The sequence below is a fragment of the Phenylobacterium sp. genome, assembly GCF_965284355.1.
GTDB lineage: Bacteria > Pseudomonadota > Alphaproteobacteria > Caulobacterales > Caulobacteraceae > Phenylobacterium.
Map to the genome: position 1 here is coordinate 264399 of NZ_OZ260078.1, position 22637 is coordinate 287035.

Annotated in this window: 21 protein-coding genes; 9 read left to right on the forward strand and 12 right to left on the reverse strand. The window is 68.9% G+C overall.

What is annotated here, in order from left to right; all coding sequences use genetic code 11:
- The first annotated feature begins 37 nt into the window (after positions 1-37).
- Complete coding sequence (locus tag ACQ66R_RS01320) at positions 38-1972, forward strand: SurA N-terminal domain-containing protein (RefSeq protein ID WP_430418536.1); 1935 nt, start codon at positions 38-40, stop codon at positions 1970-1972.
- Entirely contained in the window at positions 1969-3501 is a 1533-nt protein-coding gene (gene trpE, locus ACQ66R_RS01325; protein ID WP_430418537.1) for an anthranilate synthase component I, read from the forward strand. The genes ACQ66R_RS01320 and trpE overlap by 4 nt, the downstream gene beginning before the upstream one ends.
- A 47-nt stretch (positions 3502-3548) precedes the next feature.
- Here trpE and ACQ66R_RS01330 read toward each other — a convergent pair whose 3' ends face one another.
- Together ACQ66R_RS01330 and ACQ66R_RS01335 are read right to left on the reverse strand one after the other, a co-directional pair.
- Positions 3549-4370 (reverse strand): FkbM family methyltransferase, encoded by an 822-nt coding sequence (locus tag ACQ66R_RS01330; RefSeq protein ID WP_430418539.1) that lies wholly within the window; start codon positions 4368-4370, stop codon positions 3549-3551.
- A 95-nt stretch (positions 4371-4465) separates the two neighbouring features.
- Entirely contained in the window at positions 4466-5236 is a 771-nt protein-coding gene (locus ACQ66R_RS01335; RefSeq protein WP_430418541.1) for a 3-keto-disaccharide hydrolase, read from the reverse strand.
- 294 nt (positions 5237-5530) lie between these two features.
- Between ACQ66R_RS01335 and ACQ66R_RS01340 the strand changes: the two genes are divergently transcribed.
- A complete protein-coding gene (locus ACQ66R_RS01340) occupies positions 5531-6184 on the forward strand; it encodes a hypothetical protein (protein WP_430418543.1) in 654 nt (217 codons plus the stop codon).
- Between the two features lie 161 nt (positions 6185-6345).
- Here the strand turns inward: ACQ66R_RS01340 and ACQ66R_RS01345 are convergent, their stop codons facing one another.
- Complete coding sequence (locus ACQ66R_RS01345) at positions 6346-6543, reverse strand: hypothetical protein (RefSeq protein ID WP_430418544.1); 198 nt, start codon at positions 6541-6543, stop codon at positions 6346-6348.
- Positions 6544-6690: 147 nt separating this feature from the next.
- On the opposite strand from ACQ66R_RS01345, the gene ACQ66R_RS01350 reads away from it, so the two are divergent.
- The 4 genes from ACQ66R_RS01350 (at position 6691) to lexA (ending at position 9912) form a co-directional block, all read left to right on the forward strand.
- On the forward strand, positions 6691-7281 hold the full coding sequence (locus ACQ66R_RS01350; protein WP_293361731.1) for an anthranilate synthase component II: 591 nt from the start codon (positions 6691-6693) through the stop codon (positions 7279-7281).
- Between the two features lie 19 nt (positions 7282-7300).
- Complete coding sequence (trpD, locus tag ACQ66R_RS01355) at positions 7301-8326, forward strand: anthranilate phosphoribosyltransferase (protein ID WP_430418546.1); 1026 nt, start codon at positions 7301-7303, stop codon at positions 8324-8326.
- The gene (gene trpC, locus ACQ66R_RS01360; protein ID WP_430418547.1) at positions 8326-9102 is read left to right on the forward strand and encodes an indole-3-glycerol phosphate synthase TrpC; all 777 of its coding nucleotides are present in this window, start codon (positions 8326-8328) and stop codon (positions 9100-9102) included. Before trpD ends, trpC begins: the two co-directional genes overlap by 1 nt.
- A gap of 120 nt (positions 9103-9222) precedes the next feature.
- Complete coding sequence (lexA, locus tag ACQ66R_RS01365; RefSeq protein ID WP_293361737.1) at positions 9223-9912, forward strand: transcriptional repressor LexA; 690 nt, start codon at positions 9223-9225, stop codon at positions 9910-9912.
- Here lexA and ACQ66R_RS01370 read toward each other — a convergent pair.
- Complete coding sequence (locus ACQ66R_RS01370) at positions 9893-10180, reverse strand: ASCH domain-containing protein (protein ID WP_430418549.1); 288 nt, start codon at positions 10178-10180, stop codon at positions 9893-9895. The genes lexA and ACQ66R_RS01370 overlap by 20 nt on opposite strands.
- Positions 10177-12285, reverse strand: coding sequence for a ComEC/Rec2 family competence protein (locus ACQ66R_RS01375; RefSeq protein WP_430418550.1), 2109 nt, complete (start codon positions 12283-12285; stop codon positions 10177-10179). The genes ACQ66R_RS01370 and ACQ66R_RS01375 overlap by 4 nt, the downstream gene beginning before the upstream one ends.
- Before the next feature lie 106 nt (positions 12286-12391).
- Here ACQ66R_RS01375 and gltX point away from each other — a divergent pair, with 106 nt between their 5' ends.
- Positions 12392-13801: a glutamate--tRNA ligase gene (gene gltX, locus ACQ66R_RS01380; protein WP_430418552.1), complete on the forward strand. Its 1410-nt coding sequence runs from the start codon at positions 12392-12394 to the stop codon at positions 13799-13801.
- Between the two features lie 52 nt (positions 13802-13853).
- Positions 13854-15134, forward strand: coding sequence for a citrate synthase (gltA, locus tag ACQ66R_RS01385; RefSeq protein WP_293361745.1), 1281 nt, complete (start codon positions 13854-13856; stop codon positions 15132-15134).
- 73 nt (positions 15135-15207) lie between these two features.
- Here the strand turns inward: gltA and lpxB are convergent, their stop codons facing one another.
- Genes lpxB through bamA form a run of 7 tightly spaced genes read right to left on the reverse strand, consistent with a single transcriptional unit; the run spans position 15208 to position 22633 of the window.
- The gene (gene lpxB, locus ACQ66R_RS01390) at positions 15208-16374 is read right to left on the reverse strand and encodes a lipid-A-disaccharide synthase (protein ID WP_430418554.1); all 1167 of its coding nucleotides are present in this window, start codon (positions 16372-16374) and stop codon (positions 15208-15210) included.
- Positions 16371-17210, reverse strand: a complete 840-nt coding sequence (lpxI, locus tag ACQ66R_RS01395) for a UDP-2,3-diacylglucosamine diphosphatase (protein ID WP_430418556.1) — start codon at positions 17208-17210, stop codon at positions 16371-16373. The genes lpxB and lpxI overlap by 4 nt, the downstream gene beginning before the upstream one ends.
- On the reverse strand, positions 17210-18007 hold the full coding sequence (lpxA, locus tag ACQ66R_RS01400) for an acyl-ACP--UDP-N-acetylglucosamine O-acyltransferase (RefSeq protein WP_430418558.1): 798 nt from the start codon (positions 18005-18007) through the stop codon (positions 17210-17212). Before lpxA ends, lpxI begins: the two co-directional genes overlap by 1 nt.
- Before the next feature lie 4 nt (positions 18008-18011).
- Complete coding sequence (fabZ, locus tag ACQ66R_RS01405) at positions 18012-18482, reverse strand: 3-hydroxyacyl-ACP dehydratase FabZ (RefSeq protein ID WP_430418560.1); 471 nt, start codon at positions 18480-18482, stop codon at positions 18012-18014.
- A complete protein-coding gene (lpxD, locus tag ACQ66R_RS01410) occupies positions 18479-19489 on the reverse strand; it encodes a UDP-3-O-(3-hydroxymyristoyl)glucosamine N-acyltransferase (RefSeq protein ID WP_430418562.1) in 1011 nt (336 codons plus the stop codon). The genes fabZ and lpxD overlap by 4 nt, the downstream gene beginning before the upstream one ends.
- Before the next feature lie 40 nt (positions 19490-19529).
- Complete coding sequence (locus ACQ66R_RS01415; RefSeq protein WP_430418564.1) at positions 19530-20186, reverse strand: OmpH family outer membrane protein; 657 nt, start codon at positions 20184-20186, stop codon at positions 19530-19532.
- A 5-nt stretch (positions 20187-20191) separates the two neighbouring features.
- Entirely contained in the window at positions 20192-22633 is a 2442-nt protein-coding gene (gene bamA, locus ACQ66R_RS01420; RefSeq protein ID WP_430418566.1) for an outer membrane protein assembly factor BamA, read from the reverse strand.
- Positions 22634-22637 lie beyond the last annotated feature (4 nt).

A 22637-nucleotide genomic window follows, 5' to 3' on the forward strand; every position in this document is an offset into this window, starting at 1 on the left:
CCGCTAGCTCGCGCTGTGTCGCGGGGAAAGGACCCGAATGCTCGCTTCCATCCGCCAGTTCGCCAAATCCTGGCCCGCCCGGATTCTGCTCATCATCCTGGCGATCAGCTTCGTGGGCTGGGGCGCCCAGCAGGGCGGCTCGGCGATGTTCACCGGCGATCAGGTGATCAAGGCGGGCTCGCGCGTCCTCACGTCTCAGGACTTCGCGCGCGAGTACGACAACTACAAGAAGCGCATCGAGCAGGAGAGCGGCCAGCAGGTCACCCGCGAGCTCGCCGAGCAGAACAACCTCGACGCCACGGTGCTGAACGGCGTCGCCACCCGCGAGGCCTTTTCCGAGGTGCTCTCGAAGGCCGGCGTGAAGCCCGGCGACAAGCTGATCCTCGACCAGATTCAGAAGATCCAGGCCTTCTTCGACCCCATCACCGGCAAGTTCGACAAGAAGACCTTCGAGGCGCGCCTGCGTGAAAACGGCATGACGCCCGAGAACTTCGACGCGGGCCTGCGCGACCAGATGGCGACCCAGCACTGGGCCGTCGCGGTTCAGAACGGCCTCTCCGCCCCGCGCAGCTACGGCGCCCTGGCCGCCATCTACGGCCTGGAAGCCCGCGACCTCGCCTTCGTGACCCTCGCCCCCAGCAGCGTGCCGACCCCGGCGGCGCCCACTGACGCCCAGCTGCAGAGCGTCATCAACGAGAACAAGGACCGCCTGACCGTCCCCGAGACCCGCGTCCTGTCGGTCGTGCTGTTCACGCCCGCCGGGGTCCAGGCCCAGGCCTCGGCCCCGATCGACCCGGCCGAGCTGCAGAAGCGCTACCAGTTCCGCAAGGACACGCTCTCGACGCCTGAGGTCCGCAGCCTCGTGCAGATCCCCGTGAAGGACCAGGCGTCGGCCCAGCAGGTCACCGCCCGCCTGGCCCGCGGCGAGGCCCCGGCGGCCGTCGCCAAGTCGCTGGGCGTGGACGCGGTCGTCTACGACGCCAAGCCGATGTCGGCGATCAGCGACCGCAAGGTCGGCCAGGCCGCCTTCCGCCTGCCCGCCGGCCAGCCCGCGACCGTCCAGGGCGACCTGGGCCTGGCCGTCGTCCGCGTGAATGCGATCACCCCCGGCCGCGAAGTCAGCCTGGACGAAGCCCGTCCGATGCTCGAAGCCGAGATCCGCAAGGACATGGTCGCCGAGAAAGTCTACGCCCAGACCCAGGCGTTCGACGACGCCATCAAGGCCGGCGGCGACCTCGCCTCGGCCGCCAAGAAGGCCGGCGTCACGGTCACCCCGCTGGGCCCGATCTCGGCGCAGGGCGTCGACGCCCAGGGCCGCCAGCTGCAGGGCCTGCCGCCCAAGATCCTCGAGACCGCCTTCGCCCTGCCCACCGGCGCCGAGAGCGACATCACCGACCTGGGCGACGGCGCCTATTTCGCCGTGAAGGTCGACCGCGTCGTGGCCGCCCATGTGCCGCCGCTGGCCGAGGTCCGCCCGATGGTCACCCAGTTCTGGATCCAGCGTGAGCTGGTCCGGGCCCTCGAAGCCAAGGCCGCGGGCCTGAGCGAGCGCATCCGCAAGGGCGAGACCCTCGAGGCCGTCGCCGCCTCGGCCGGCCTCACCGTCAGCCGCGTGCCGGGGCTGACCCGCCAGACCGCCCAGCAGCAGCAGGCCCTGGGCCGCGAAGTCATCGGCCGCGCGCTGGCCGCCAAGCCCGGCGAGGTCTGGACCGCCGGCGCCCCGAACGGGATCGTCGTCGGCCGCGTGGACAACATCCGCATGGAGGGCGGCCCCACGGCCGCGCGCCTGTCCGAGATGGCCCGCCCCGAGCTCTCCCAGGTGCTGTTCCGCGAGATGGGCGAAGCCGCCCAGACCTATGCGCGCAGCAAGCTGAAGGTGAAGGTCGACCGTGACCGCGCCCGCGCGGCCATCGGCTTCGAGCCCCTCAAGCCCGAGGCGAAGGCCGGGGCCGCGGCGGAGAAGAAGAAGTGACGTCCGAGCCTCCGTTCGACGCCTTTCGATCGTCCTACGAAGCCGGCGCGCCCCAGGTCGTCTGGACCCGCCTGATCGACGACCTGGAAACTCCGGTCTCGGCCTTCCTGAAGATCGGCCACGGCAAGCCGTACGCCTTCCTCTTCGAGTCGGTCGAGGGCGGGGCCTTCCGCGCCCGCTATTCGATCATCACCCTGAACCCTGACCTCGTCTGGCGCTGCCGCGGCGACCAGGCCGAGATCGCCACCGGCGCCGACATCGCGGCGGGCCGCTTCACCGCCCAGAACGGCGGCGCACTGGACTCCTTGCGCGACCTGCTGGCCGCCTCGCGTATCGAGCTGCCACCGGGCCTGCCGCCCATGGCCGCCGGCGTGTTCGGCGCGCTGGGCTACGACACGATCCGGCTGGTCGAGAAGCTGCCCGACATCAATCCCGACCCGCTGGGCCTGCCCGACGGCGTCCTGGCGCGGCCCTCGATCATCGCGATCTTCGACGCCATCGCCCAGGAGATCCTGCTGGTCACGCCCGTCCGCCCGGGCGGTTCATCGGCCGCCGACGCCTACGCCGCCGCCCAGGCGCGCCTGCAGGCCGTGGCCGCGGATTTCCGCAAGCCCGCGCCGCCGCTGAAGGGCGACGCCCAGCCCGAGCCCGACCGCTTCACCACCCCGGTCAGCCGCGAGGACTACCGGGCCATCGTCGAGCGGGCGAAGGACTACATCCGCGCCGGCGACATCTTCCAGGTAGTGCCCAGCCACCGCTTCCGCGCGCCCTTCGCGCACGACCCGTTCGCGCTGTACCGCTCGCTGCGCCGCTCCAACCCCTCGCCGTTCCTGTTCTTCCTGAACTTCGGCGACTTCCAGCTGGCGGGCTCCAGCCCTGAGATCCTGGTCCGCCTGCGGGACGGCAAGATCACCATCCGCCCGATCGCCGGCACCCGTCCGCGCGGCGCGACGCCCGAGGAGGACCGCCGCCTCGAGGAAGAGCTGATCAACGACCCCAAGGAGCGCGCCGAGCACCTGATGCTGCTCGACCTGGGCCGCAACGACGTCGGCCGCGTCGCCATGCTGAAGCAGGCGGGCGCCAACGAGCCGCCGCAGCCCACCCGCAGGCCCCGCGTCCGGGTCACCGACAGCTTCTTCGTCGAGCGCTACGCCCGCGTCATGCACCTGGTCTCCAACGTCGAGGGCGACGCGCCCGACGGCCTGGACCCGGTGGACGTGGTCATGGCCGCCCTCCCCGCCGGCACGCTCTCGGGCGCGCCCAAGGTCCGGGCCATGGAAATCATCGACGAACTCGAGATCGAGAAGCGCGGCATCGGCTACGCCGGCGCGGCGGGCTACTTCGGCTCGGACGGCTCGGTCGACACCTGCATCATCCTGCGCACGGCCCTGTTCAAGGACGGGACCATGTACGTCCAGGCCGGCGGCGGCGTCGTGGCCGACAGCGACCCGGACGCGGAGTACGACGAAACCCTGCACAAAGCCCGCGCGCTGAGAGACGCGGCCGTGGAGGCCTGGCGGTTCGTGTAGGCGGCTAGGCGGAGTTATGGATGGATCGGCGAACCGCTGATCGGACGCTAGAAGCCGTATCTCGCCATGTAGGGGTAGGACCTGAACCCAGCGGGGCGCTCGTCCTCAGCCGTGTGAGCGCGAGGAAGGTCCCAGAGCCGCGGAACCCCCGGCGGCAAAGCCAGGTAATTCATGTCTCCGTCATCGTTCGCGGATGGCACCCGCCGCTCTGACGTTGGAGTGCGGAAGGGCGCAAAGAACCAGAACAATTCATAACCTGCATCGAGCAAGATCTGGGCAGATTCCGCGCGACGGGGGCCGCTTGGATTTGCCTCGATCAAGAAGACGGGACGAACCTCGTTGAGAAGACGGCTCGCGCCCCGCAGCACGTCAGGCTCATGCCCTTCCACGTCGATTTTGACGAAGCGCACATCCGCCGTCGCGAACTCGTCAAGCTTGAGGAGGCGCGTCGGTGTCATGCGCCGCACCGGCGTTTGTGCGTGGATGGCGCCCAGGTTGCCGGAGGACTGGAGGGTCGGATCGGGGAATCGAGTGAGACCGCGATCCCTGCCAGCAGCTGCGTGATAGACTTCGACGTTCCCGAGGCCATTGAGGTGAACATTAGCCACCAGGACCCCGGCCATGCTGCGATTGGCCTCGATCGCCAGGATCATCGACTGGGGGCATGCTTTGGCGACTGGCAAGCTAATCGCGCCCAAATTGGCGCCAACATCGATCAAGACGCCATGCCCGACGGCGGTCATGTAGTCTCGGATTAGATCGGATTCCGGCTTGGCAAACTCTCCGCTGTCACGAAGCGCCGCGCTGATCGTGTCATCGTTTGGAAGGACGTAAAACTTCAGGCCAAGGGCGTCGACTGTCTCCAGCATTGCCTGCCTATAACATGGCACGAGCGAACCGCATCCCAGACGTCAGAGTTCGCCGATGCGGGACCGTCGACTGACTCTAAATCTCCCAGAGATAGCTACGGCAATTCCCTCACCCAGATGTTCCGGAAGCTGATCGCCGGGCTGGGATCCCCATGCGCCTGCAGCTTGATCGGCGAGGCGCCGTGGGACTTGTATTGCGGCTTGCCGATGTAGCGGGTCTCGCCGGTCAGGACGAAATTGTTCTGCACCACCACGCCGTTGTGGATTGCGGTCACCCGCGCCGGAGACGTCACCTTCCCCGCCGCATCGAACACGGGCGCCGTCCAGATCACGTCGTAGGTCTGCCACTCGCCGGGCCTGCGCATGGCGTTCGCCAGCGGCGGGGCCTGCTTGTAGATGCTGGCCGCCTGCCCGTTGACGTAGGTCTCGTTCTCGAAGCTGTCGAGGATCTGGATCTCGTAGCCGTTGTCGCCGCCGCCGGTCGACGCCAGGAACACCCCGCTGTTGCCCCGCGCCTGCCCCGACCCGGTCGTCCCGGCCGGCACGCGCCACTCCAGGTGCAGCTGATAGTTCCGGAACGACCGCTTGGTTTCGATGTTGCCGCTGAGCTTGTTCACGGTCAGCAGCCCGCCCTCCACCTTCCACCCGGCCGGTCCCTTGTCGCGGGTCGAGACCCATTCGCTCAGGTCCTTGCCGTCGAACAGGACGACGGCGTCCGAGGGCGCCGCCGCATCCGTCGCGCCCGGCGTCACCACGGGCGGTTTCGGCGCCCACTGTTCGGTGTCCTGCGGCTTGGCCGCCTCCTGCGCGCACGCCGCGCCGACCAGCAGCGCCACCGCCCCGACCCCCAACAGAACCCGCTTCACAACCTGCCCTCACGCTCTTTGTCGCCAAGTTGGCCCGCCGCTCAAGCCCTGTCATCCCGGTTTGGGCGCCACGCGCTTCACCCCCCCGGAGAACGTCATGGCCGGGCCTGTCCCGGCCACCCAGATACGAGGCGCGCGCAGCAAGGCGCACCGTACTCCCCGCCCGCGCCCTCTCCGGAAACGGCGGCGCTTCTGGGTGGCCGGGACAAGCCCGGCCATGACGATCCAAGAAAGTGCGAACGAAAAACCCACCTACGACCGCTTTTGTCGTAGGGCCGTGTTCCACTCGCGATCATGTCCGAGCCCGCGCCCGACATCTTCGAAGAGGACCAGCTGCTGGCCCAGACGGCCCGCATGGACTTCGCCTTCGCCCGCCATGTGCAGCAGAAGGCGCTCGCCACCGAAGACACGGCCGAACTCTCCGACCTGGCCCGCGCCTACACCCGCCTGACCCGTTCGCTGCGCCAGACGCTCGCCCTGCTCAGCAAGCTGAGGGCCGACCGCGCCAAGGCCGAACGCGAGGCGCCGCGCCGTTCCGCACGAGATCTCCATGACCAGGCCGTCGATGAGCGCACCGCGCAGGTGCAGGACGCCGTCGAGCGGGTGATCTCCGCCGCCGCGGATGGCGACGAGCAGCTCCACACCGACTGGTGTCACCGCTTCGACCGCGAAGTGGACGACTGGAACGAGAAGCCCGACTGGATCGTGGACGACGTCGACGCCGTCATCCGCCGCGTCTGCAAGGCCCTGGGCCTCCCCGACGACTACGCCCAACGCTGGCGGGATCTGCCGGACCCCACCTTCTTCCCCGACCCCGAGCCCGCCACACCCGAAGATATCGCCGCCGGCAACGCCGCCGCCCGCGCCTTCACCGCCGGCCTGCGGCCCATGGCCACGGATCACACCTCGGCGCGTCCCGCGAAACCGCCCTGGCGCCCCTCCGGCTGACGCGCCGCCCGCGCGAAGCGCCCTCAATCCAAACCACGAAATACACGAAAGCGAGCCGGCTCCCGCCGCCCGCGGGCCGCCTCGTGCCTGTTCGTGTATTTCGTGTATTTCGTGGTTCAGATCATGACAGCGCCTGCGGCGCGCAGGGCGTCGCCCGCCCCTTACTCCGGCGCGCCCTGGGCCGTGTGTTCGGTCTGCACCGGCGGGGCCAGCACCATCACCGTGGCGAACACGACCGACGTCACCGCCAGCGCCGTGGCCGCCAGCAGCGCCGGCCACATCGGATCCCGACGCACAGGGCTCTTCAACAGCGAACGCGCGCGCGCCACTTCCCGGGGATCGAGAGCCGAATCGCTCATGGACATGTCCGCAGCATCCCGCCAGGCGCCTTCCGCCGCAAAGCCCCATGGCGCATTCCCTTCGAAAGCGTCCCTGGAACCCTTATTTGACGACGGCGCACGCCGAAGCGGAGTCCACTTCGGCTGGAAATCGTCTATGGAACCCCAATGATCCTCGTCGTCGATAACTACGACAGCTTCACCTACAACCTCGTCCACTACCTGAACGAGTTGGGGGCGGAGACGGTTGTCCATCGCAATGATGCGATCTCCGTCCACGAGGCGTTGGGTCTTCGGCCGGAGGCCGTCCTGCTCAGCCCGGGACCATGCACCCCGAACGAAGCCGGCATCTGTCTCCAGCTCATCGGCGAGGCGCCGGAATCCCTGCCGATCCTCGGCGTCTGCCTGGGCCACCAGGCCATCGGCCAGGCGTTCGGCGGCGAGGTCGTCCGCGCCCGCGCCCTGATGCATGGGAAAACCAGCCTTATCCATCACACCGACACGGGTGTCTTCAAAGGCTTGAAGAACCCTTTCACGGCGACGCGTTATCACAGCCTGTCGGTGGAAAAGGACGTTCTGCCGCAGGTTCTCGAGGTCACCGCCCGCACCGAGGACGGCGAGATCATGGGCGTCCAGCATCGGACCCGGCCGATCCACGGCGTGCAGTTCCACCCCGAGAGCATCGCCACCGAATGCGGCCACGAACTCTTGGGCAACTTCCTCGACCTGGCCGGCGTGAAGCGCCTGGCGCAGATCTGACCGCCGCCGGTCAGCCTTCATGTCCGCCGCCTTCAAGCCCCTGCTGATGCGCCTCGCCGACGGCGGCACGCTGTCGGAGGAGGACGCCGGCGACTTCTTCGCCGCCTGCCTGCGCGGCGAGCCGACCCCGGCGCAGGTGGGCGCGGCGCTCACCGCCATGCGCATGCGCGGCGAGACCATGGGCGAGATCACCGCGTGCGCGCGGGCCATGCGCAAGGCGGCCATCCATATCGAGCCGCCCTACCCCACGATCGACGTCTGCGGCACCGGCGGCGACGGCCAGCACACCTACAACATCTCGACCGCCGTGGGCTTCGTGGCGGCCGGCGGCGGCCTCAAGGTCGCCAAGCACGGCAACCGGGCGCTCTCCTCGAAGTCGGGCGCCGCCGACGTGCTGTCGGAACTGGGCGTGGCCATCGACGCCGGGCCCGAGCGCCAGTTCAAGGCGCTGGATGAAGCCGGCATCTGCTTCCTGTTCGCCCAGTCGCACCACGGCGCCATGCGCCACGTCTCCCCGATCCGCAGCGAGCTGGGCTTCCGCACGATCTTCAACCTGCTGGGCCCGCTGACGAACCCCGCCGGCGCCAAGCGCCAGGTCGTGGGCGTCTTCGCCGAGCGCTGGGTGGCCCCGTTGGCCCAGGTGCTGGGCGCCCTGGGCTCGGAGCGCGCCTGGGTGGTCCACGGCGGCGGCATGGACGAGATGACGACGACCGGCGAGTCCAGCGTCGCCGAGTATCGCGAAGGCCAGGTCCGCCTCTTCACCGTGACGCCCGAAGCCGTGGGCCTGCCGCGCGCCGCGCTGGCCGACCTCACCGGCGGCACGCCGGCCGAGAACGCCGTGGCGCTCCGCGACCTGCTGAAGGGCAAGCCCGGCCCCTACCGCGACATCGTCCTGCTGAATTCCGCCGCCGCCTTCCTGGTCGGCGACAAGGTCGAGACCCTCCGCGAAGGCGTCGAACTGGCGGCCCGGGTCATCGACGACGGCCGCGCCCAGGCCTCACTCGACAAGCTGGTCGAGATCGCGCCGCGGTCGCTGGACTCCTGATGGCCGATATTCTCGAGAAGATCGCTGCCTATAAGCGTGACGAGGTCGCAGAGCGGAAGGCCGCCCGCCCCGCGATCTCCACGGCCGGCGTCAGCGCGCCGCGCGGCTTCCGCGCCGCCCTGGAGCGCGCCCACGGCCCCGGCCGCCTGGCCCTGATCGCCGAGATCAAGAAGGCCTCGCCGTCCAAGGGCCTGATCCGCGCGGACTTCCATCCGCCGGCACTGGCCCGCGCCTACGAAGCCGGCGGCGCGGCGTGCCTGTCGGTGCTCACCGACACGCCCAGCTTCCAGGGCGCCGACAGCTACCTCACCGCCGCCCGCGGCGCCGTCTCGCTGCCCTGTATCCGCAAGGAGTTCCTGGTCGACCCGTGGCAGGTGGCCGAGAGCCGCGCGCTGGGCGCCGACGCCATTCTGGTGATCCTGGCGATGGTGGACGACGCGCTGGCCGCCGACCTGATGGCCGAGGCCCGCGCCCACGGCATGGACGCGCTGGTCGAGGTGCATGACGAGGCCGAGATGGCCCGCGCCGGACGGCTGGGCGCCGACCTCGTCGGGGTGAACAACCGTGACCTGCGGACCTTCACCGTCGACCTCGCGATCACCGAGCGCCTCGCCGCGCTCGCGCCGGCGAACGCCCTGCTGGTCACCGAGAGCGGCCTGTTCACCGCCGCCGACGCCGCTCGCCTCGAGGCCTCCGGCGCCCGCGCCATGCTGGTCGGCGAGAGCCTGATGCGCCAGGCCGACGTCACCGCGGCGACTCGCGCCCTGCTGGGCTGAGTCGGCTCTACATGAGAAAAACCGCAACGATTTCAGTGGGCCTAGGTGTAACTTGACATTAACGCGGAACACCTAGAGAACATCGACAGAAGTTGGCGGTTTGTTCTGCGAGGTCCTGAAATGCTTACCCGCAAGCAGCATGAGTTGCTCATGTTCATCCACGAGCGGATCAAGGAATCGGGCGTCTCACCGTCGTTCGACGAGATGAAGGAGGCCCTCGATCTGGCCTCCAAGTCCGGCATCCACCGGCTGATCACCGCCCTGGAAGAGCGCGGTTTCCTTCGCCGCCTTCCCCACCGCGCCCGGGCGCTGGAAGTGGTGAAGCTGCCGCAGCAGGCCACCGCCGCCGCCCCGCCCAAGGGTCGGGCCCCGTTCAAACCCCAGCTGGTCGAGGCCGGCTCCGCGGTCGCGGTCGCCGCCAACGACAGCCGCGAACTGCCGATCCTCGGCAAGATCGCCGCCGGCACGCCGATCGAGGCGATCCAGCAGGAACGCGACCGCATGCCGGTGCCTGAGAGCATCCTGGGCGCGGGCGAGCACTTCGTCCTCGAGATCGCCGGCGACTCGATGATCAACGCCGGCATCCTCGACGGCGACTTCGTGGTCATCAAGCGCACCGACAGCGCCGTCTCGGGCGACATCGTGGTCGCCCTGGTCAACGGCGAGGAAGCCACCCTCAAGCGCCTGCGCAAGAAGGGCGCGTCCATCGCCCTCGAAGCCGCCAACCCCGCCTACGAGACCCGCATCTTCGGCCCTGACCAGGTGGCCGTGCAGGGCAAGCTGGTCGGCCTCATCCGCCGCTACCACTGACCCATACGAAATCGACGATGAAGACCCGCTCGCCACGCCCGTGGCGGGCGGTTTTCATGAGCGCCTCCAGGCTCTCGAACCCGCCCTCCCGCGCCATGGCCTCGGTGACGTCGTCCAGGTCCACTTCCCGCAGGCGCGTCACCTCGATGAACCCGTCCAGCAGCCGGTAGCGCCCGCCCACCTTCACCCGCGGCGTCAGCCAGATCCGCACGCTGGTGGTGATCTCGCCCGACCGGACCCGCTCGCGCAGCGGCCTGGCGAACATCATCGCGGGTCATACCCCCAGGTCCACGGCCGCCGCCCCCGCTGGTCCTGCGCCCAGACGATCCGCCAGCCGCCGCCCTGCCGATAGAGCTCGGCCGAGCCGCCCGCCGCGAAGTCGGCCCCCGTCAGCACCAGCGGCGCCGCGCAACTCTCCGGCTTGAAGCTGTTCCGCAGGATCACCACGTCAGCTCCCGTGCAGAGCGCCTCCAACCTGCCCGCCTTCAACGGCCGCTTCAGGTTCCACGCCGCCGCCAACTTCACCGGAGCCTCGGCCTTCGCCAGGCAGCTCCACCGGTCGCACTGGAACCGCGCGTCCCGCTCGGGCTCGCTGATCACCGGCGTCAGCCCGCGTCGCCGCGACCACAACTCAGCGCCGAACAGCTTCACATCGGGCCGCAGCAGGACGCTCTCACGCCCCTCCCGAACCGCCACCGCCGCCCCGTCGGCGCTCACCCACACATCCGGAGCCGCAGGCCGGGGCGCCCACAGGATCGCCAGCGCCAACGGCAGGCCAGCCCACCGGAACGGCCCGCGCCACAGGCAGACGAACAGCAGTCCGAGGAAGCTGGCCGGCAGCACCCAGTCCGGCGCGCTGGGGATCACCACCTGCGCCGCTGGCGCGCCGGCCGCAGTCGCCGCCACCTGGTTCATCAACCCGATCGACCACCCCGCCACCTCCAGCGGCGCCTGCCCCAGGCCGAATGGCGTGAGCGCCGCGCCCAGCGCCAGGCCCGGCATCATCAGGAACGACGAGATCGGCGCGACGACGAGGTTGGCGAACAGGCCCCAAGTCGAGACGCGGTTGAAGTGCTGGATCGCGAAAGGCCCCGTGGCCAGGCCCGCCACGAAGCTCACCGCCAGGCTCGCCGCCGTCCAGGTCATCGCCGCCTGCGGCCAGCGGATCCACCAGGGGACCTCGATCTCCTTCACCGGCCGCGGCCAGACCTCGGCCAGGGCGACCAGCGCGGCGGTCGCGGCAAAGCTCATCTGGAACCCCGGCTCGGTCACGGCCTCGGGCTGCAGCAGCAGCACGCCCATGGCCGCCAGCGCCAGCGCATGCAGGCTGATCGCCTGCCGGTCGGCCAGGATCGCCCCGAACGCCACCGCCGCGGTGATCGCGGCCCGCTCGGCCGGCGGCGGCGCGCCTGACAGCACCAGATACCCACCCACCGCCGCCAGCCCCACCAGCGCGGCCACCTTCTTGCCCGAGACCCGGAGCGCCAGCCATGGCCAGGCCGCCACCAGAAGCCGCGCGGCAGCGAACGCGAAGCCGCCCACGATGGCCATGTGCAGGCCGCTGATCGAGATGATGTGCGCGAGGCCCGCAGCCCGCAGGTTCTCCACCTGCTCTTTCGGGATGAACGCCTCGTGACCCGTGGTCATCGCCGCCGCCAGCCCGCCGGTCTCGGGACCCAGGGCCGCCACGATCTTCTCGGTCAGCGCCCAGCGCTGGGCGTTCACCCACATGGTCAGCCTGAGCCGCCAGGGCGCTTGGTTCTCCGGCGTCGTCACGCGTGGCGCCCGCAACGCCAGGCCGACGCCGCCGACACTCTCGAAGTAGGCGTCCCGGGCGAAGTCGTAGCTGCCCGGGCTGGCCGGCGGCGGCGGCGGGTTCACAATCGCCAGGAGACTCACCACCTCTCCCGGCCGCGGCAGCGGCGTCCCGGGCCGCAGCGTGACGCGCATCCGGATCGGCGTCGTCTGGGCGTCCCAATCGCCCACCCGGATCGGGGCCAGCAACAGCCGCTGGCCGCCCTCCCCCGGTTGCGCGATATCGACCACCCAGGCCTCGACCGGCTGCGGTCGCGCGCCGGCCCGGGCCACCGGCGCCTTGACCGCCTCGGCCCGCAGCTTCGCCACGATGAAGCTGCCGACGGCGCAGGCCGCCAGCACCAGGCCCATCGTCATCGCCCGTGTGACGCTCCACCGCGTGGCGACCAGCAGCGCCGCCACGACCGGCAGCAGCGCCCACGCCACCCACGCCTGCGGCTCGCGCATCAGGCCGAAGTACGCCGCGCAGCCGCACCCCAGCGCCACTGGCGTCCACAGTGTCCACCGCTCGATCTGTGCGTCGGCCTGATCGGTCAGCCACGCCCCGATCCGTCGCAAACTCGGAGGTGTCAGATTAGGCCGGGGCCGATTCCGCGTGCTAAGAGGCGCCGCCGCGACGCTGGCCGCGCGGTTCCCATTCCCCTCGAGTTCGCCCACGCCCTCTATGACTGATCGCCCCGTTCGTACCCGGATCGCCCCGTCGCCCACCGGCATGATGCACATTGGCACGGCGCGCACCGCCCTGTTCAACTACCTATACGCGCGTCACCGCGGCGGCGCGTTCCTGTTGCGCGTCGAAGACACCGACCGCGAGCGCTCGACCGAAGCCGCCGTGGACGTGATCTTCGAGGGTCTCAAGTGGCTGGGCCTCGAGACCGACGAGCCGGCGGTGTTCCAGTTCCAGCGCGCCGACCGCCATCGCGAGGCCGTGGCTGAACTGCTGGAGCGCGGTCAGGCCTATCGCGACTACTTGACCGCCGAGGAGCTCGACGCCGAGCGTGAGGCCGCCCGCGCCGCCGGCCGCGTCGTCCGTTCGCCCTGGCGCGACGCGGATCCGTCGACCTGGCCCGACCGGCCCTATGCCGTGCGTCTCAAGTGCCCCCTCGACGGCGAGACCATCGTCCGCGACGCCATCAAGGGCGACGTGACCTTCCAGAACACGACGCTCGACGACCTGATCCTGCTGCGTTCGGACGGAAACCCCACCTACAACCTGGCCGTCGTCGTCGACGACCATGACATGGGCATCACCCATGTGATCCGCGGCGACGACCACCTGAACAACGCCGCGCGCCAGACGATCATCTACCAGGCGCTGGACTGGGACATCCCGGTCTGGGCGCACCTGCCGATGATCCACGGCCCGGACGGCGGCAAGCTCTCGAAGCGTCACGGCGCCCAGGCGCTGACCGAGTTCGACGATATGGGCTACCTGCCCGAGACCATGCGCAACTATCTGGCCAAGCTGGGCTGGGGCCATGGCGACGACGAGATCTTCTCGGACGAACAGGCGATCGCCTGGTTCGACATCATCGACGTGGTCAGCGCCCCGGCCCGTCTGGACTGGGCCAAGCTCAATCACCTCAACAACCACTACATCCGGCAGGCCGACCCGGTTCGCCTCGCGGACCTGGTGATCAAGATCCTGAAGAGCCGCGACGTTGCGGTGAAGCAGGGCGATGAGGCGCTGATCGCGCGGACCATCCCCTTCGTGCGCGACGGCGCCAAGACCACCCTGGAGCTGGCCGACGCGGTTCTGTTCGTCCTAAAGACCCGACCTCTGGGCCTGCCCGAGAAGGCGCGTGAGCAGCTGGCCGACGCCGACCTGCACGGCCGGATCTCGCGCCTGCGCGCGGCTCTCGCAAATGTGTCCGACTGGAGCGTCCCGGGACTCGAGGCGGGACTGCGCCAGTTCGCCGAGTCCGAAGGGGTCGGGATGGGCAAGTTCGGCCCGCAGCTGCGCGCCATTCTCTCGGGCGGCGCGCCGGCGCCGGACCTCGCCGGAGCCATGACGGCGCTGGGCCGCGACGAGAGTCTGGGCCGCATCGACGACGCGCTTTCGCTCTCCGCGTAAAAGGTATAATCGCCCAACAAGTGTTTCATATCGCAGGCGCGAAGGGGGTCTTATGGGCGACACGGCGAAGTTCGAATTCGGCGGAAAATCGGTCGAGCTCCCGGTGCTGACGGGTACCGACGGCCCGCCGGTGATCGACATCCGCAAGCTGTACGGCGCGGCGGACGTCTTCACCTACGATCCGGGCTTCACGTCGACGGCGTCCTGCGAAAGCAAGATCACCTTCATCGACGGCGACAAGGGCGTCCTGCTGCATCGCGGCTACCCGATCGATGAACTGGCCGAGAAGTCCAGCTTCCTCGAGGTCTGCTACCTGCTGCTGCACGGCGAACTGCCCAGCGCCTCGGAGTTTGCCGAGTTCGACAAGAACATCACGTACCACACCATGGTGCATGAGCAGTTCGACCGCTTTTTCCAGGGCTTCCGTCGGGATGCTCACCCGATGGCGATCATGTGCGGCGCGGTCGGCGCGATGTCGGCGTTCTACCACGACAGCACCGATATCGATGATCCGGAACAACGGATGATCTCGGCGCACCGGCTGATCGCCAAGATGCCGACGATCGCGGCGCGGGCCTTCAAGTACTCGCGCGGCCAGCCGTTCGTGTACCCGCGCAACGACCTGTCCTACGCCGAGAACTTCCTGCGCATGTGCTTCTCGGTTCCGGCCGAGGACTGGAAGCCCAACCCGGTCCTGACCAAGGCCATGGACCGCATCTTCATCCTGCACGCCGACCACGAGCAGAACGCGTCGACCTCGACCGTCCGCCTCGCCGGTTCGTCGGGCGCCAACCCGTTCGCCTGCATCGCGGCGGGCATCGCCTCGCTGTGGGGCCCAAAGCACGGCGGCGCGAACGAAGAAGCGCTCAACATGCTGAAGGAGATCGGGACGGTCGATCGGATCCCCGAATTCGTTCAGGGCGTGAAGGACCGCCGCTATCTGCTCATGGGCTTCGGCCACCGGGTCTACAAGAACTACGACCCGCGCGCGAAGGTGATGCAGCAGGCCTGCCACCAGGTGCTGAAGGAAGTGGGCGCCGAGAATGACCCGCTCCTGCAGGTGGCGATGGAGCTGGAGAAGATCGCGCTCAACGACGAGTTCTTCATCGAGCGCAAGCTCTACCCGAACGTCGACTTCTACTCGGGCATCACGCTGCGCGCCCTGGGCTTCCCGCCCGAGATGTTCACCGTGCTGTTCGCCCTGGCCCGGACGGTGGGCTGGATCTCGCAGTGGAAGGAAATGATCGAGGATCCGTCGCAAAAGATCGGCCGTCCGCGCCAGATCTATACGGGCGCGCCGCTGCGCAGCTACACGGCGATCGACAAGCGCTGATCGCCGCAGCCCCTAACGCATCAGGGCCGGACCCAAGGGTCCGGCCCTTTTCGTTTGGCCCGCAGATCGTGCCTTAGCGTGTCGCCATCGCGATCACCGCGTCGGCCGCCGCATCGTTGGGATCGGGGCCGCCGCGGCCCATCTTGAGCAGCGCTTCGGACTGGCGTTCGACCTGCCGGGCGCGCAGCGGGGCGTCGTCGAGACGCAGCGCAACCTCGCGTGCCAGAGCCGGCCCGTTGCAATCCGCCTGGATCATCTCGGGCGCCACGAAATCCTGCGCGGCGATGTTGAACAGCGTCACGTACTTCGTACGGATCAGCAGCTTCAGCACGGCGTAGGTCACCGGCGCCAGGCGGTAGGCGACCACCATCGGACAGCCCGCCAGCGCCAGCTCAGTCGTCACGGTCCCCGAACAGGCCAGCGCGACCGTCGCCGCCTTCATGGCGTCACGCTTGGCGCGCTCGCCCTCCACCACGTGCGCCCGATGGCGCCAGCCCGCGACCTGAGTCTTCACCGTCTCGGCCACCGTGGGTGCGGCCGGGATCACCACCTGCAGGTCCGGCCTCGCGGCCTTCAGGATCGCCACAGCGTCCTCGAAGACGGGCAGGATCCGCTGGATCTCGCTGGGGCGGCTGCCCGGTAGGACCAGCAGGATCGAGTCGTCCGCCCCCGCCCCAATCAAGGCGCGTAGGCGGCCGGGGTCGGCCTCGCTGAAGTCGATGGCGAGTGTCGCGTCGCCCACGAACACCGTCTGCAGGCCTTCTCGTTCAAACAGCGGCGCGTCAAAGGCGTGAATGGTGAGCAGCAGGTCGAACGCCTCCGCCGCGGTCCTGGCCCGCCCGGGTCGCGAGGCCCACACCTGGGGGGCCACGTACTTCACGAGCGGCAGCTTCGGCGCCTGGCGTCGCAGCCGCTGTGCCACCCGCAGGGTGAAGCCCCACGAGTCGATCAGCACCGCCAGGTCAGGCCGCTCGCGCGCCGCCAGCGCCGCGGTCTCGTCGGCGCGCTGCACAACCTTGCGATAGGCCATGAGGCCCTCGGTCAGGCCGAATATCGAGAGCTCGGCGATGTCGAACGGGCTCTCGACGCCCTCGGCCGCCATGCGCGAACCGCCGACGCCCACCAGCCGTACGTTGCCATCGCCCAACTTGCGCTTCAGCGCACGGGCGAGCCCCGCGCCACGGTCGTCGCCCGACGCTTCCGCCGCCACCAGCATCACGGTGAGTGGGCGCGTGTTCATTCGGCGGGACGCTCGACGCCCAGGATGAAGACGCCCAACTCGTCGGCGAGCGCGATGGTCTCTTCCCGATCCAGCACGAGGAGCCGTCCCGCCTCCCCCACGATCCCGGCCAATCCTGCCCGGGCCACGCCGTGGATGGTGGCCAGCCCGATGGTCGGCAGGTCGACCCGCGTCTCCTGGATCGGCTTTGGCGCCTTCGCCAGCACGCCCAGGCCAGCCCCCGGCTTACCGCGCAGGTGGGCCGGCAACTCGGCCACCCGCGACAGCATGGCGTCCGTCCCCTCCTGAGCCTCGACCGCCAGCACTAGGCCCCGAGAGACGACGGCGGCCTGCCCGACGTCCAGCCGTCCGATGGCGCGCGCCACGTCCAGCGCCTTCAGAGCATCGCCCAGGGTCTCCTCGCCGGGCGTGTGGCGGCCCAAAGGCCCCGCACCCAGGGTCAGGTCGTCCATGACGTCGTGCGCGCCTTCGACGGCGAAGCCTTCCTTCTCGAACTCGGTGACCAGCAGGCGCAGCAGAGCGTCATCACCCTTGCGGGCCGTGGCGATCACCTTGGGCAGCAGGGTCAGCCCGCGCAGGTCCGGCACGAGGCTGGTGAAATCGGGACGCGCCACGTTTCCCGCCAGACAGATCGCCTGACAGCCCGCGCGCTTCAGCACCTTGATGCACTTGCCCAGTTCGGCGATGCCGACCTCGGCCCCGGCATAGGGCGCGAGCGCATCGCCGGCGAACCCTTTCAACCGCACCACAAACAGCGGACGGCCGGACCGTTGGCAGTGCTCGGCGATCTCGACCGGCAGCCCCCCGCCCCCGGCGATGAGGCCGAGCTTGAGCATCAGACCTCGCGCTCCGGGAGGCAGAGCGGCCGGCTGGCGTCGGCGCGGATGAAGTCGATGATCTCCATCACCGGCGCGCTCTTGCCGAACGCCGTCTCGGTGTCGTCGATCCGCTCCTGGAACGTGCCTTCCTCGGCGAACATCAGGCGATAGGCCGAGCGCAGCTCGCTGATCGTCTCGCGGCTGAAGTTGCGGCGTTTCAGACCCACGAGGTTCAGCCCCTCGAGATGGGCGTGATTGCCCCAGACCATGCCGTAGGGGATCACGTCCTTGGTCACCGCCGCCAGGCCGCCGATGAACGAGTAGCGGCCCACCCGGCAGTACTGGTGAACGGCGGCCAGGCCGCTCACCATCACGAAGTCGCCCACCACCACGTGACCGCCCAGGGTCGCCGAGTGGGCCAGGATCACGTTGTCGCCGACGATGCAGTCGTGCCCGACGTGGCTGGTGGCCATGTACATGCCGTCGTCGCCCACCCGCGTGACGCCCTCGCCGCCCGGGCCGCCGATGTGCATCGTCACATGCTCCCAGATCTTGTTCCGGTCGCCGATGATGAGTTCGGTGGGCTCGCCCTTGTACCCCGTGTGGTGCGGCGGGCCGCCCAGGTTCGAGAAGTTGCGGATTGAGCAATCCTCGCCGATCCGCGTGCGGTTCTCGATGACGACGTGAGCCAGCACCTGGGTGCGTGCGCCGATCTCGACGTGCTCGCCGATGATGCAGTAGGGGCCGATGCTGACGCCATCGGCCAGCTGGGCCCCTTTGGCGACCAGGGCGGTCGGGTGAACTTCTACGGCCAAGGGATCAGGTCTCCACCACCATGGCGGCGAACTCGCACTCGGCGGCGACCTTGTCGCCCACCAGGCACTGGCCCGCGAACTTGAAAATATCGCCCCGGTGGCGCACCACCTTCACGGCCATCCGCACCACGTCGCCCGGCCGCACGGGCTGGCGGAAGCGGCAGTTGTCGGCGCTCATGAAGAAGATCGCCTTGCCGGCCGTATCCACCTCGAGCGACTTCGACATCAGGATCGCGCCGGTCTGGGCCATGGCCTCGATCAGCAGCACGCCCGGCATCACCGGATAGTTGGGGAAATGCCCCTGGAAGAAGGGCTCGTTCACCGTCACGCACTTGATGCCGACGATGCTCTCGTGCGGCTTGTACTCCTCGCACCGGTCCACGAGCAGCATCGGATAGCGGTGCGGGATCCGCTGAAGGATCTCGGTGATGTCGATGGTAGTGGGGTCGGCCCCCACCGGCGCCTTGCGCGTCATTTGTCCTGTCCCCCCCGGCGGTGCGCCATGCGCGCCAGCCACGCCGTTTCCTTGAACCAGTTTCGGAGCGGGCGCGCCGGCACGCCGCCCCAGGTCTCGCCGTCCGGAATGTCCTTCATGACCCCCGCCGCGCCGGCGACGCGGGCGCCGGTTCCGATGACGATGTGGTCGGCCACGCCGGCCTGGCCGCCAAACTGGGCGCCATCGCCGATCGTCACGCTGCCGGAGATGCCGGTGTGGGCGGCCAGGACGCAGTTGCGTCCCACCCGGACGTTGTGTGCGATCTGCACCAGGTTGTCGATCTTGGTGTTCTCGCCGATCACCGTGTCGTCGAACGCCCCACGATCGATAGTCGTATTGGCCCCGATCGTGACGCCGTCCTGGATGATCACGCGGCCCAGCTGTGGGATGTCGATCAGCCCCTTGGAGCCCACGGTGGCGCCGAAGCCCGGCTCGCCGATGCGGGCGCCGGCCAGGATCTTTACCCGATCGCCGATCAGGGCGAAGCCGACCGTCACATTGGGGGCGATGTCACAGTCGCGTCCGATGGCTACGCCTGGACCGATCACGGCGTTCGCGCCGATCTTCGTGCCGCGCCCGATCTGCGCAGCAGGCCCGACGACGGCTCCTGCCCCCAACACGACGCCTTCTTCGAGCCGTGCGTCCGCGGCCACGGGCTGACTGCCCCCCAGGCGCGGGCGGTGCAGGCGCGCAGCGGCCAGGGCATAGGCGGCCTGCGGATTGGCGACGATGAGCACCACGCAGCCTTCCGGCGCCAAATCCGCCGCGTCGCGCGGCAGGAAACAGGCGCCCGGCCGCGCGCGCGCAAGTTCGGCCGCGTACCTGCGGTCATTCAGGAAGGTGATGCTGTCAGGTCCGGCGTGGGCCAGGACGGCGACGCGGCTGATGAGGCGCTCAGCCTCGCTGGAGAGCTCGGCGCCTGTCAGGCGCGCGAGCTCGCCCAGCGGGACCGGGCCCAGGTCTTCGAAGAAGCGCGGATCGGGCATGACTCGAGCCTTCTAGTCGGACTCGACCCGCGCGTCGTGCTTATCGGCGCGGAGCCGCCGCCGCGGCCGGGGCCGCCGCCGGGGCCGGCTGATCCAGGCGCTCACGCTCGATCGTGAACTGGGTGATCTTGGCGTTCAGCGCCGTGACCAGCTGGGGCGTGAGGTCCATCGCCGGATTGGCGAAGACCACGGCGCCGTCGAGCAGCACCGAGCACTGCTTCTGCTGATAGACCGTACGCAGCAGCGGCGAGACTTCCTGGCCCAGGCGCTCACGCACCTTCTGCTGGGTCACCTGCAGTTCGCGTTCGCGCTGCTGGGCTTTGCGCTGCCACGCATTGTCCCGGACCTGGAGGGTCGCCGCGCGCTGTTCCAGCGTGTTGGCGTCCAGCGTGTTGCGCTGGCCCTCGAGAGCCTTGGCGTCGTTCTGGATCGCGGTGCGCTCACCCTGCAGTTCGGCGTTCACCTGGGTAGCGATCTGCTGCAGACGCTGCTGGGCGTTCTTGCCGACCGTGGAGCTCACGATCGCGGCGTCCACCGAGACCACGCAGACGCCGGGGACGGCGGCCCCGTGGGTCATCGCCGGCTGGGCGGTCGTAGCGGGCGCAGGCGCCGCGCCGGGGGCTTGAGCGAAGGCCGTCGCGCCCGTGAGCGCCAGGGCCACGGCGGTACCGGCCGCGGCAAAAGTCTTGAAGGTCATGTTTCCTAGAACCTGGTTGAGGTGGAGAACCGGAAGGTCTCGGTCTTGTCGTAGTCTTCCTTGGCCAAAACGCGGCTGAAGTCGAAGCGGATCGGACCCATGGGCGACTTCCAGAAGACGCTGACGCCTGCCGAGGCGCGCAGGGAAAGGTCGTCACGGATACAGGTATTGCGGGTGCCTGGCACGGCCAGGTTCGGGATCGTCTGGGTCGGATCCGTCGGGCTGACGATACTGGGGTTCAGGCAATCGACGTCGCCGGCGCGGTAGAGCTTGTCTTCCTTGTCCAGCTTGCCCAGCGTGCCGACGTCCGAGAACAGCGCCGCCTTTATCCCGTACTGCTCGGGCAGGAAGGTCGGAACCGTCAGTTCGACCGTGCTGATGGCGTACAGTTTGCCGCCCAGGGCATCGGCGCGGAAGGCGCTGCTTTCGCGGGGCCCGATGCCGGCCGTTTCGAAGCCGCGGAAGGTCAGACCGCCGCGATAGTAGCGATCGTTGATCCGAACGCTGTCGCCGGCCCAGCCCAGCACGTACCCGGTCGAGCCGGTCACGGACAGGATGAAGTCCTTGGTGAAGCCATGGAACCACGCCGCTTCCAGATCGGTGCGGACGAAGTTCACGTCGCCCCCCAGGCCGGCGAGGTCCTGGTTGAAGTCGATGTAGAAGCCGCGCGTCGGGTTCAGGTAGTCGTTCCGCCGGTCGAGGCGCGCGCCATAGCCGATCAAAGAGGTCACGAACGTGCCGACCTGGTCGCACAACGCCGAGGAGAAGCCGCCGCCCAGGGAGGGATCGCAGAGCGCGTTGTCGATCTCAATGTCGTCGGACCGCAGGGTGTATCGCACGGCCCCGCGGCTATCGATGCTGAGCGGGAAGTTGGCGCGCAGCGTGGTGCCGTAGGTCGTGGTCTTGTAGGCGGAGAACTCCGACAGGTCGTAGCGGTAGCCGTAGAGATCGACGCCGGCTGACACGTCGCGCTGCAGGAAGCGCGGCTCGGTGAACGAGAAGTCCAGCTGCTGGCGCAGCGAGCCCACCGACACGCGGGCGCGGACGTCCTGACCACGGCCGCGGAAGTTGCGCTGTGTGATTCCCAGGTCCAGCACCAGCTGGTCCACCGACGAATAGCCGGCCGAGAACGACAGTTCGCCCGTCGGTTGCTCTTCCACCTTCACCTGCAGGGCGGTGCGGTCGGGCGCCGAGCCCGGCACTTCGGTGATGTCGACTTCCTTGAAGAAGCCCAGCGAGCGGATCTGGCGCTTGGAGCGATCGACCAGAGCGCGGTTGTAGGCGTCGCCCTCGACCACGCTCATCTCGCGGCGGATCACGTAGTCCAGGGTCTGGGTGTTGCCGACGATATCGATGCGGTCGACGTAGACACGCGGGCCCTCGGCGACCTGGAAGGTGACGTCGACGACGCCCTTTTCGCGGTCGGGGGTGTAGCGCGGACGGACATCCACGAAGGCGAAGCCCGCGGCGCCGGCGGCGAACGTCAGCGCATCGGTGGACTGCTCGATGGCCTCGTCCTGGTACGTCCCGCCGCTGCGGATGGGCACCAGCGAGACCAGGACGTCCTTGTCCAGCTTCTGCAGCTCGGTCTCGACGGCGATCTTGCCGAACTTGTACCGGGGACCTTCATCGAGCGTGTAGGTGACGACGAAGCCGTTCTTGTCGGGCGCCAGCTCGGCGACGGCCGACGAGACCCGGAAGTCGTAGTAGCCGCGGTTGCGATAGTGCTTGCGCAGCTGCTCCTTGTCGTACTCGAGCCGGTCGGGATCGTAGTTGGCGTTGTTCGAGAAGAACTTGAACCAACGCGTCTCCTCGGTGACCACGACGTCGCGCAGGTCGTTGTCGCCGAACGCCTTGTTGCCCAGGAAGTTGACCGAGAGGATGCCGCTCTTGGGGCCTTCGTCGATCTTGAAGATCAGGTCGACGCGCTTCTGAGGCAGCTCGATGATCTGCGGCGTCACAGTGGCCGAGATCCGGCCGGAACGGCGGTAGAGCTCGACGATCCGCGATACGTCGCCCTGAACCTTGGCGCGGGTGAAGATGCCGCGCGGGCGCACGGTCACCTCGTCACGCAGCTTGTCTTCCTTGAGGCCCGAGTTGCCCTCGAAAATAACCCGGTTGATGATCGGATTCTCGACCACGGTGATGATCAGGTCGCCGTTCTGGAAGTCGATCTTCACGTCCGAGAACAGGTCGGTCCGGAACAGCGCCTTCAGCGCCAGGTCGGCGCGAGCCGAATCGATCTGCTCGCCCGGAGACACCGGCAGGTACGACACGACGGTCGATTGCTCGATGCGCTCGTTGCCCTGAACCAGGATGCGCTGCACGACGCCGCCCTGGATCTGTTGGGCGGCCGCCACACCGGGCACGGCGACGAGAGCGGTCGAGCCCAACAGGAGGGCAAGGCCGGAGGCGATCGCGGCGCAGGGTACGCGGTTTCTAAGCATCGAA

Excerpts from the sequence above, each read along its gene's own strand:
- ACQ66R_RS01320 (WP_430418536.1), top strand. The coding sequence starts at position 38 with ATGCTCGCTTCCATCCGCCAGTTCGCCAAATCCTGGCCCGCCCGGATT.
- ACQ66R_RS01330 (WP_430418539.1), bottom strand. The coding sequence starts at position 4,370 with ATGCTGGAGACAGTCGACGCCCTTGGCCTGAAGTTTTACGTCCTTCCA.
- ACQ66R_RS01340 (WP_430418543.1), top strand. The coding sequence starts at position 5,531 with ATGTCCGAGCCCGCGCCCGACATCTTCGAAGAGGACCAGCTGCTGGCC.
- ACQ66R_RS01345 (WP_430418544.1), bottom strand. The coding sequence starts at position 6,543 with ATGAGCGATTCGGCTCTCGATCCCCGGGAAGTGGCGCGCGCGCGTTCG.
- ACQ66R_RS01350 (WP_293361731.1), top strand. The coding sequence starts at position 6,691 with ATGATCCTCGTCGTCGATAACTACGACAGCTTCACCTACAACCTCGTC.
- trpD (WP_430418546.1), top strand. The coding sequence starts at position 7,301 with ATGTCCGCCGCCTTCAAGCCCCTGCTGATGCGCCTCGCCGACGGCGGC.
- trpC (WP_430418547.1), top strand. The coding sequence starts at position 8,326 with ATGGCCGATATTCTCGAGAAGATCGCTGCCTATAAGCGTGACGAGGTC.
- lexA (WP_293361737.1), top strand. The coding sequence starts at position 9,223 with ATGCTTACCCGCAAGCAGCATGAGTTGCTCATGTTCATCCACGAGCGG.
- ACQ66R_RS01370 (WP_430418549.1), bottom strand. The coding sequence starts at position 10,180 with ATGATGTTCGCCAGGCCGCTGCGCGAGCGGGTCCGGTCGGGCGAGATC.
- gltX (WP_430418552.1), top strand. The coding sequence starts at position 12,392 with ATGACTGATCGCCCCGTTCGTACCCGGATCGCCCCGTCGCCCACCGGC.
- gltA (WP_293361745.1), top strand. The coding sequence starts at position 13,854 with ATGGGCGACACGGCGAAGTTCGAATTCGGCGGAAAATCGGTCGAGCTC.
- lpxB (WP_430418554.1), bottom strand. The coding sequence starts at position 16,374 with ATGAACACGCGCCCACTCACCGTGATGCTGGTGGCGGCGGAAGCGTCG.
- lpxI (WP_430418556.1), bottom strand. The coding sequence starts at position 17,210 with ATGCTCAAGCTCGGCCTCATCGCCGGGGGCGGGGGGCTGCCGGTCGAG.
- fabZ (WP_430418560.1), bottom strand. The coding sequence starts at position 18,482 with ATGACGCGCAAGGCGCCGGTGGGGGCCGACCCCACTACCATCGACATC.
- lpxD (WP_430418562.1), bottom strand. The coding sequence starts at position 19,489 with ATGCCCGATCCGCGCTTCTTCGAAGACCTGGGCCCGGTCCCGCTGGGC.
- ACQ66R_RS01415 (WP_430418564.1), bottom strand. The coding sequence starts at position 20,186 with ATGACCTTCAAGACTTTTGCCGCGGCCGGTACCGCCGTGGCCCTGGCG.
- bamA (WP_430418566.1), bottom strand. The coding sequence starts at position 22,633 with ATGCTTAGAAACCGCGTACCCTGCGCCGCGATCGCCTCCGGCCTTGCC.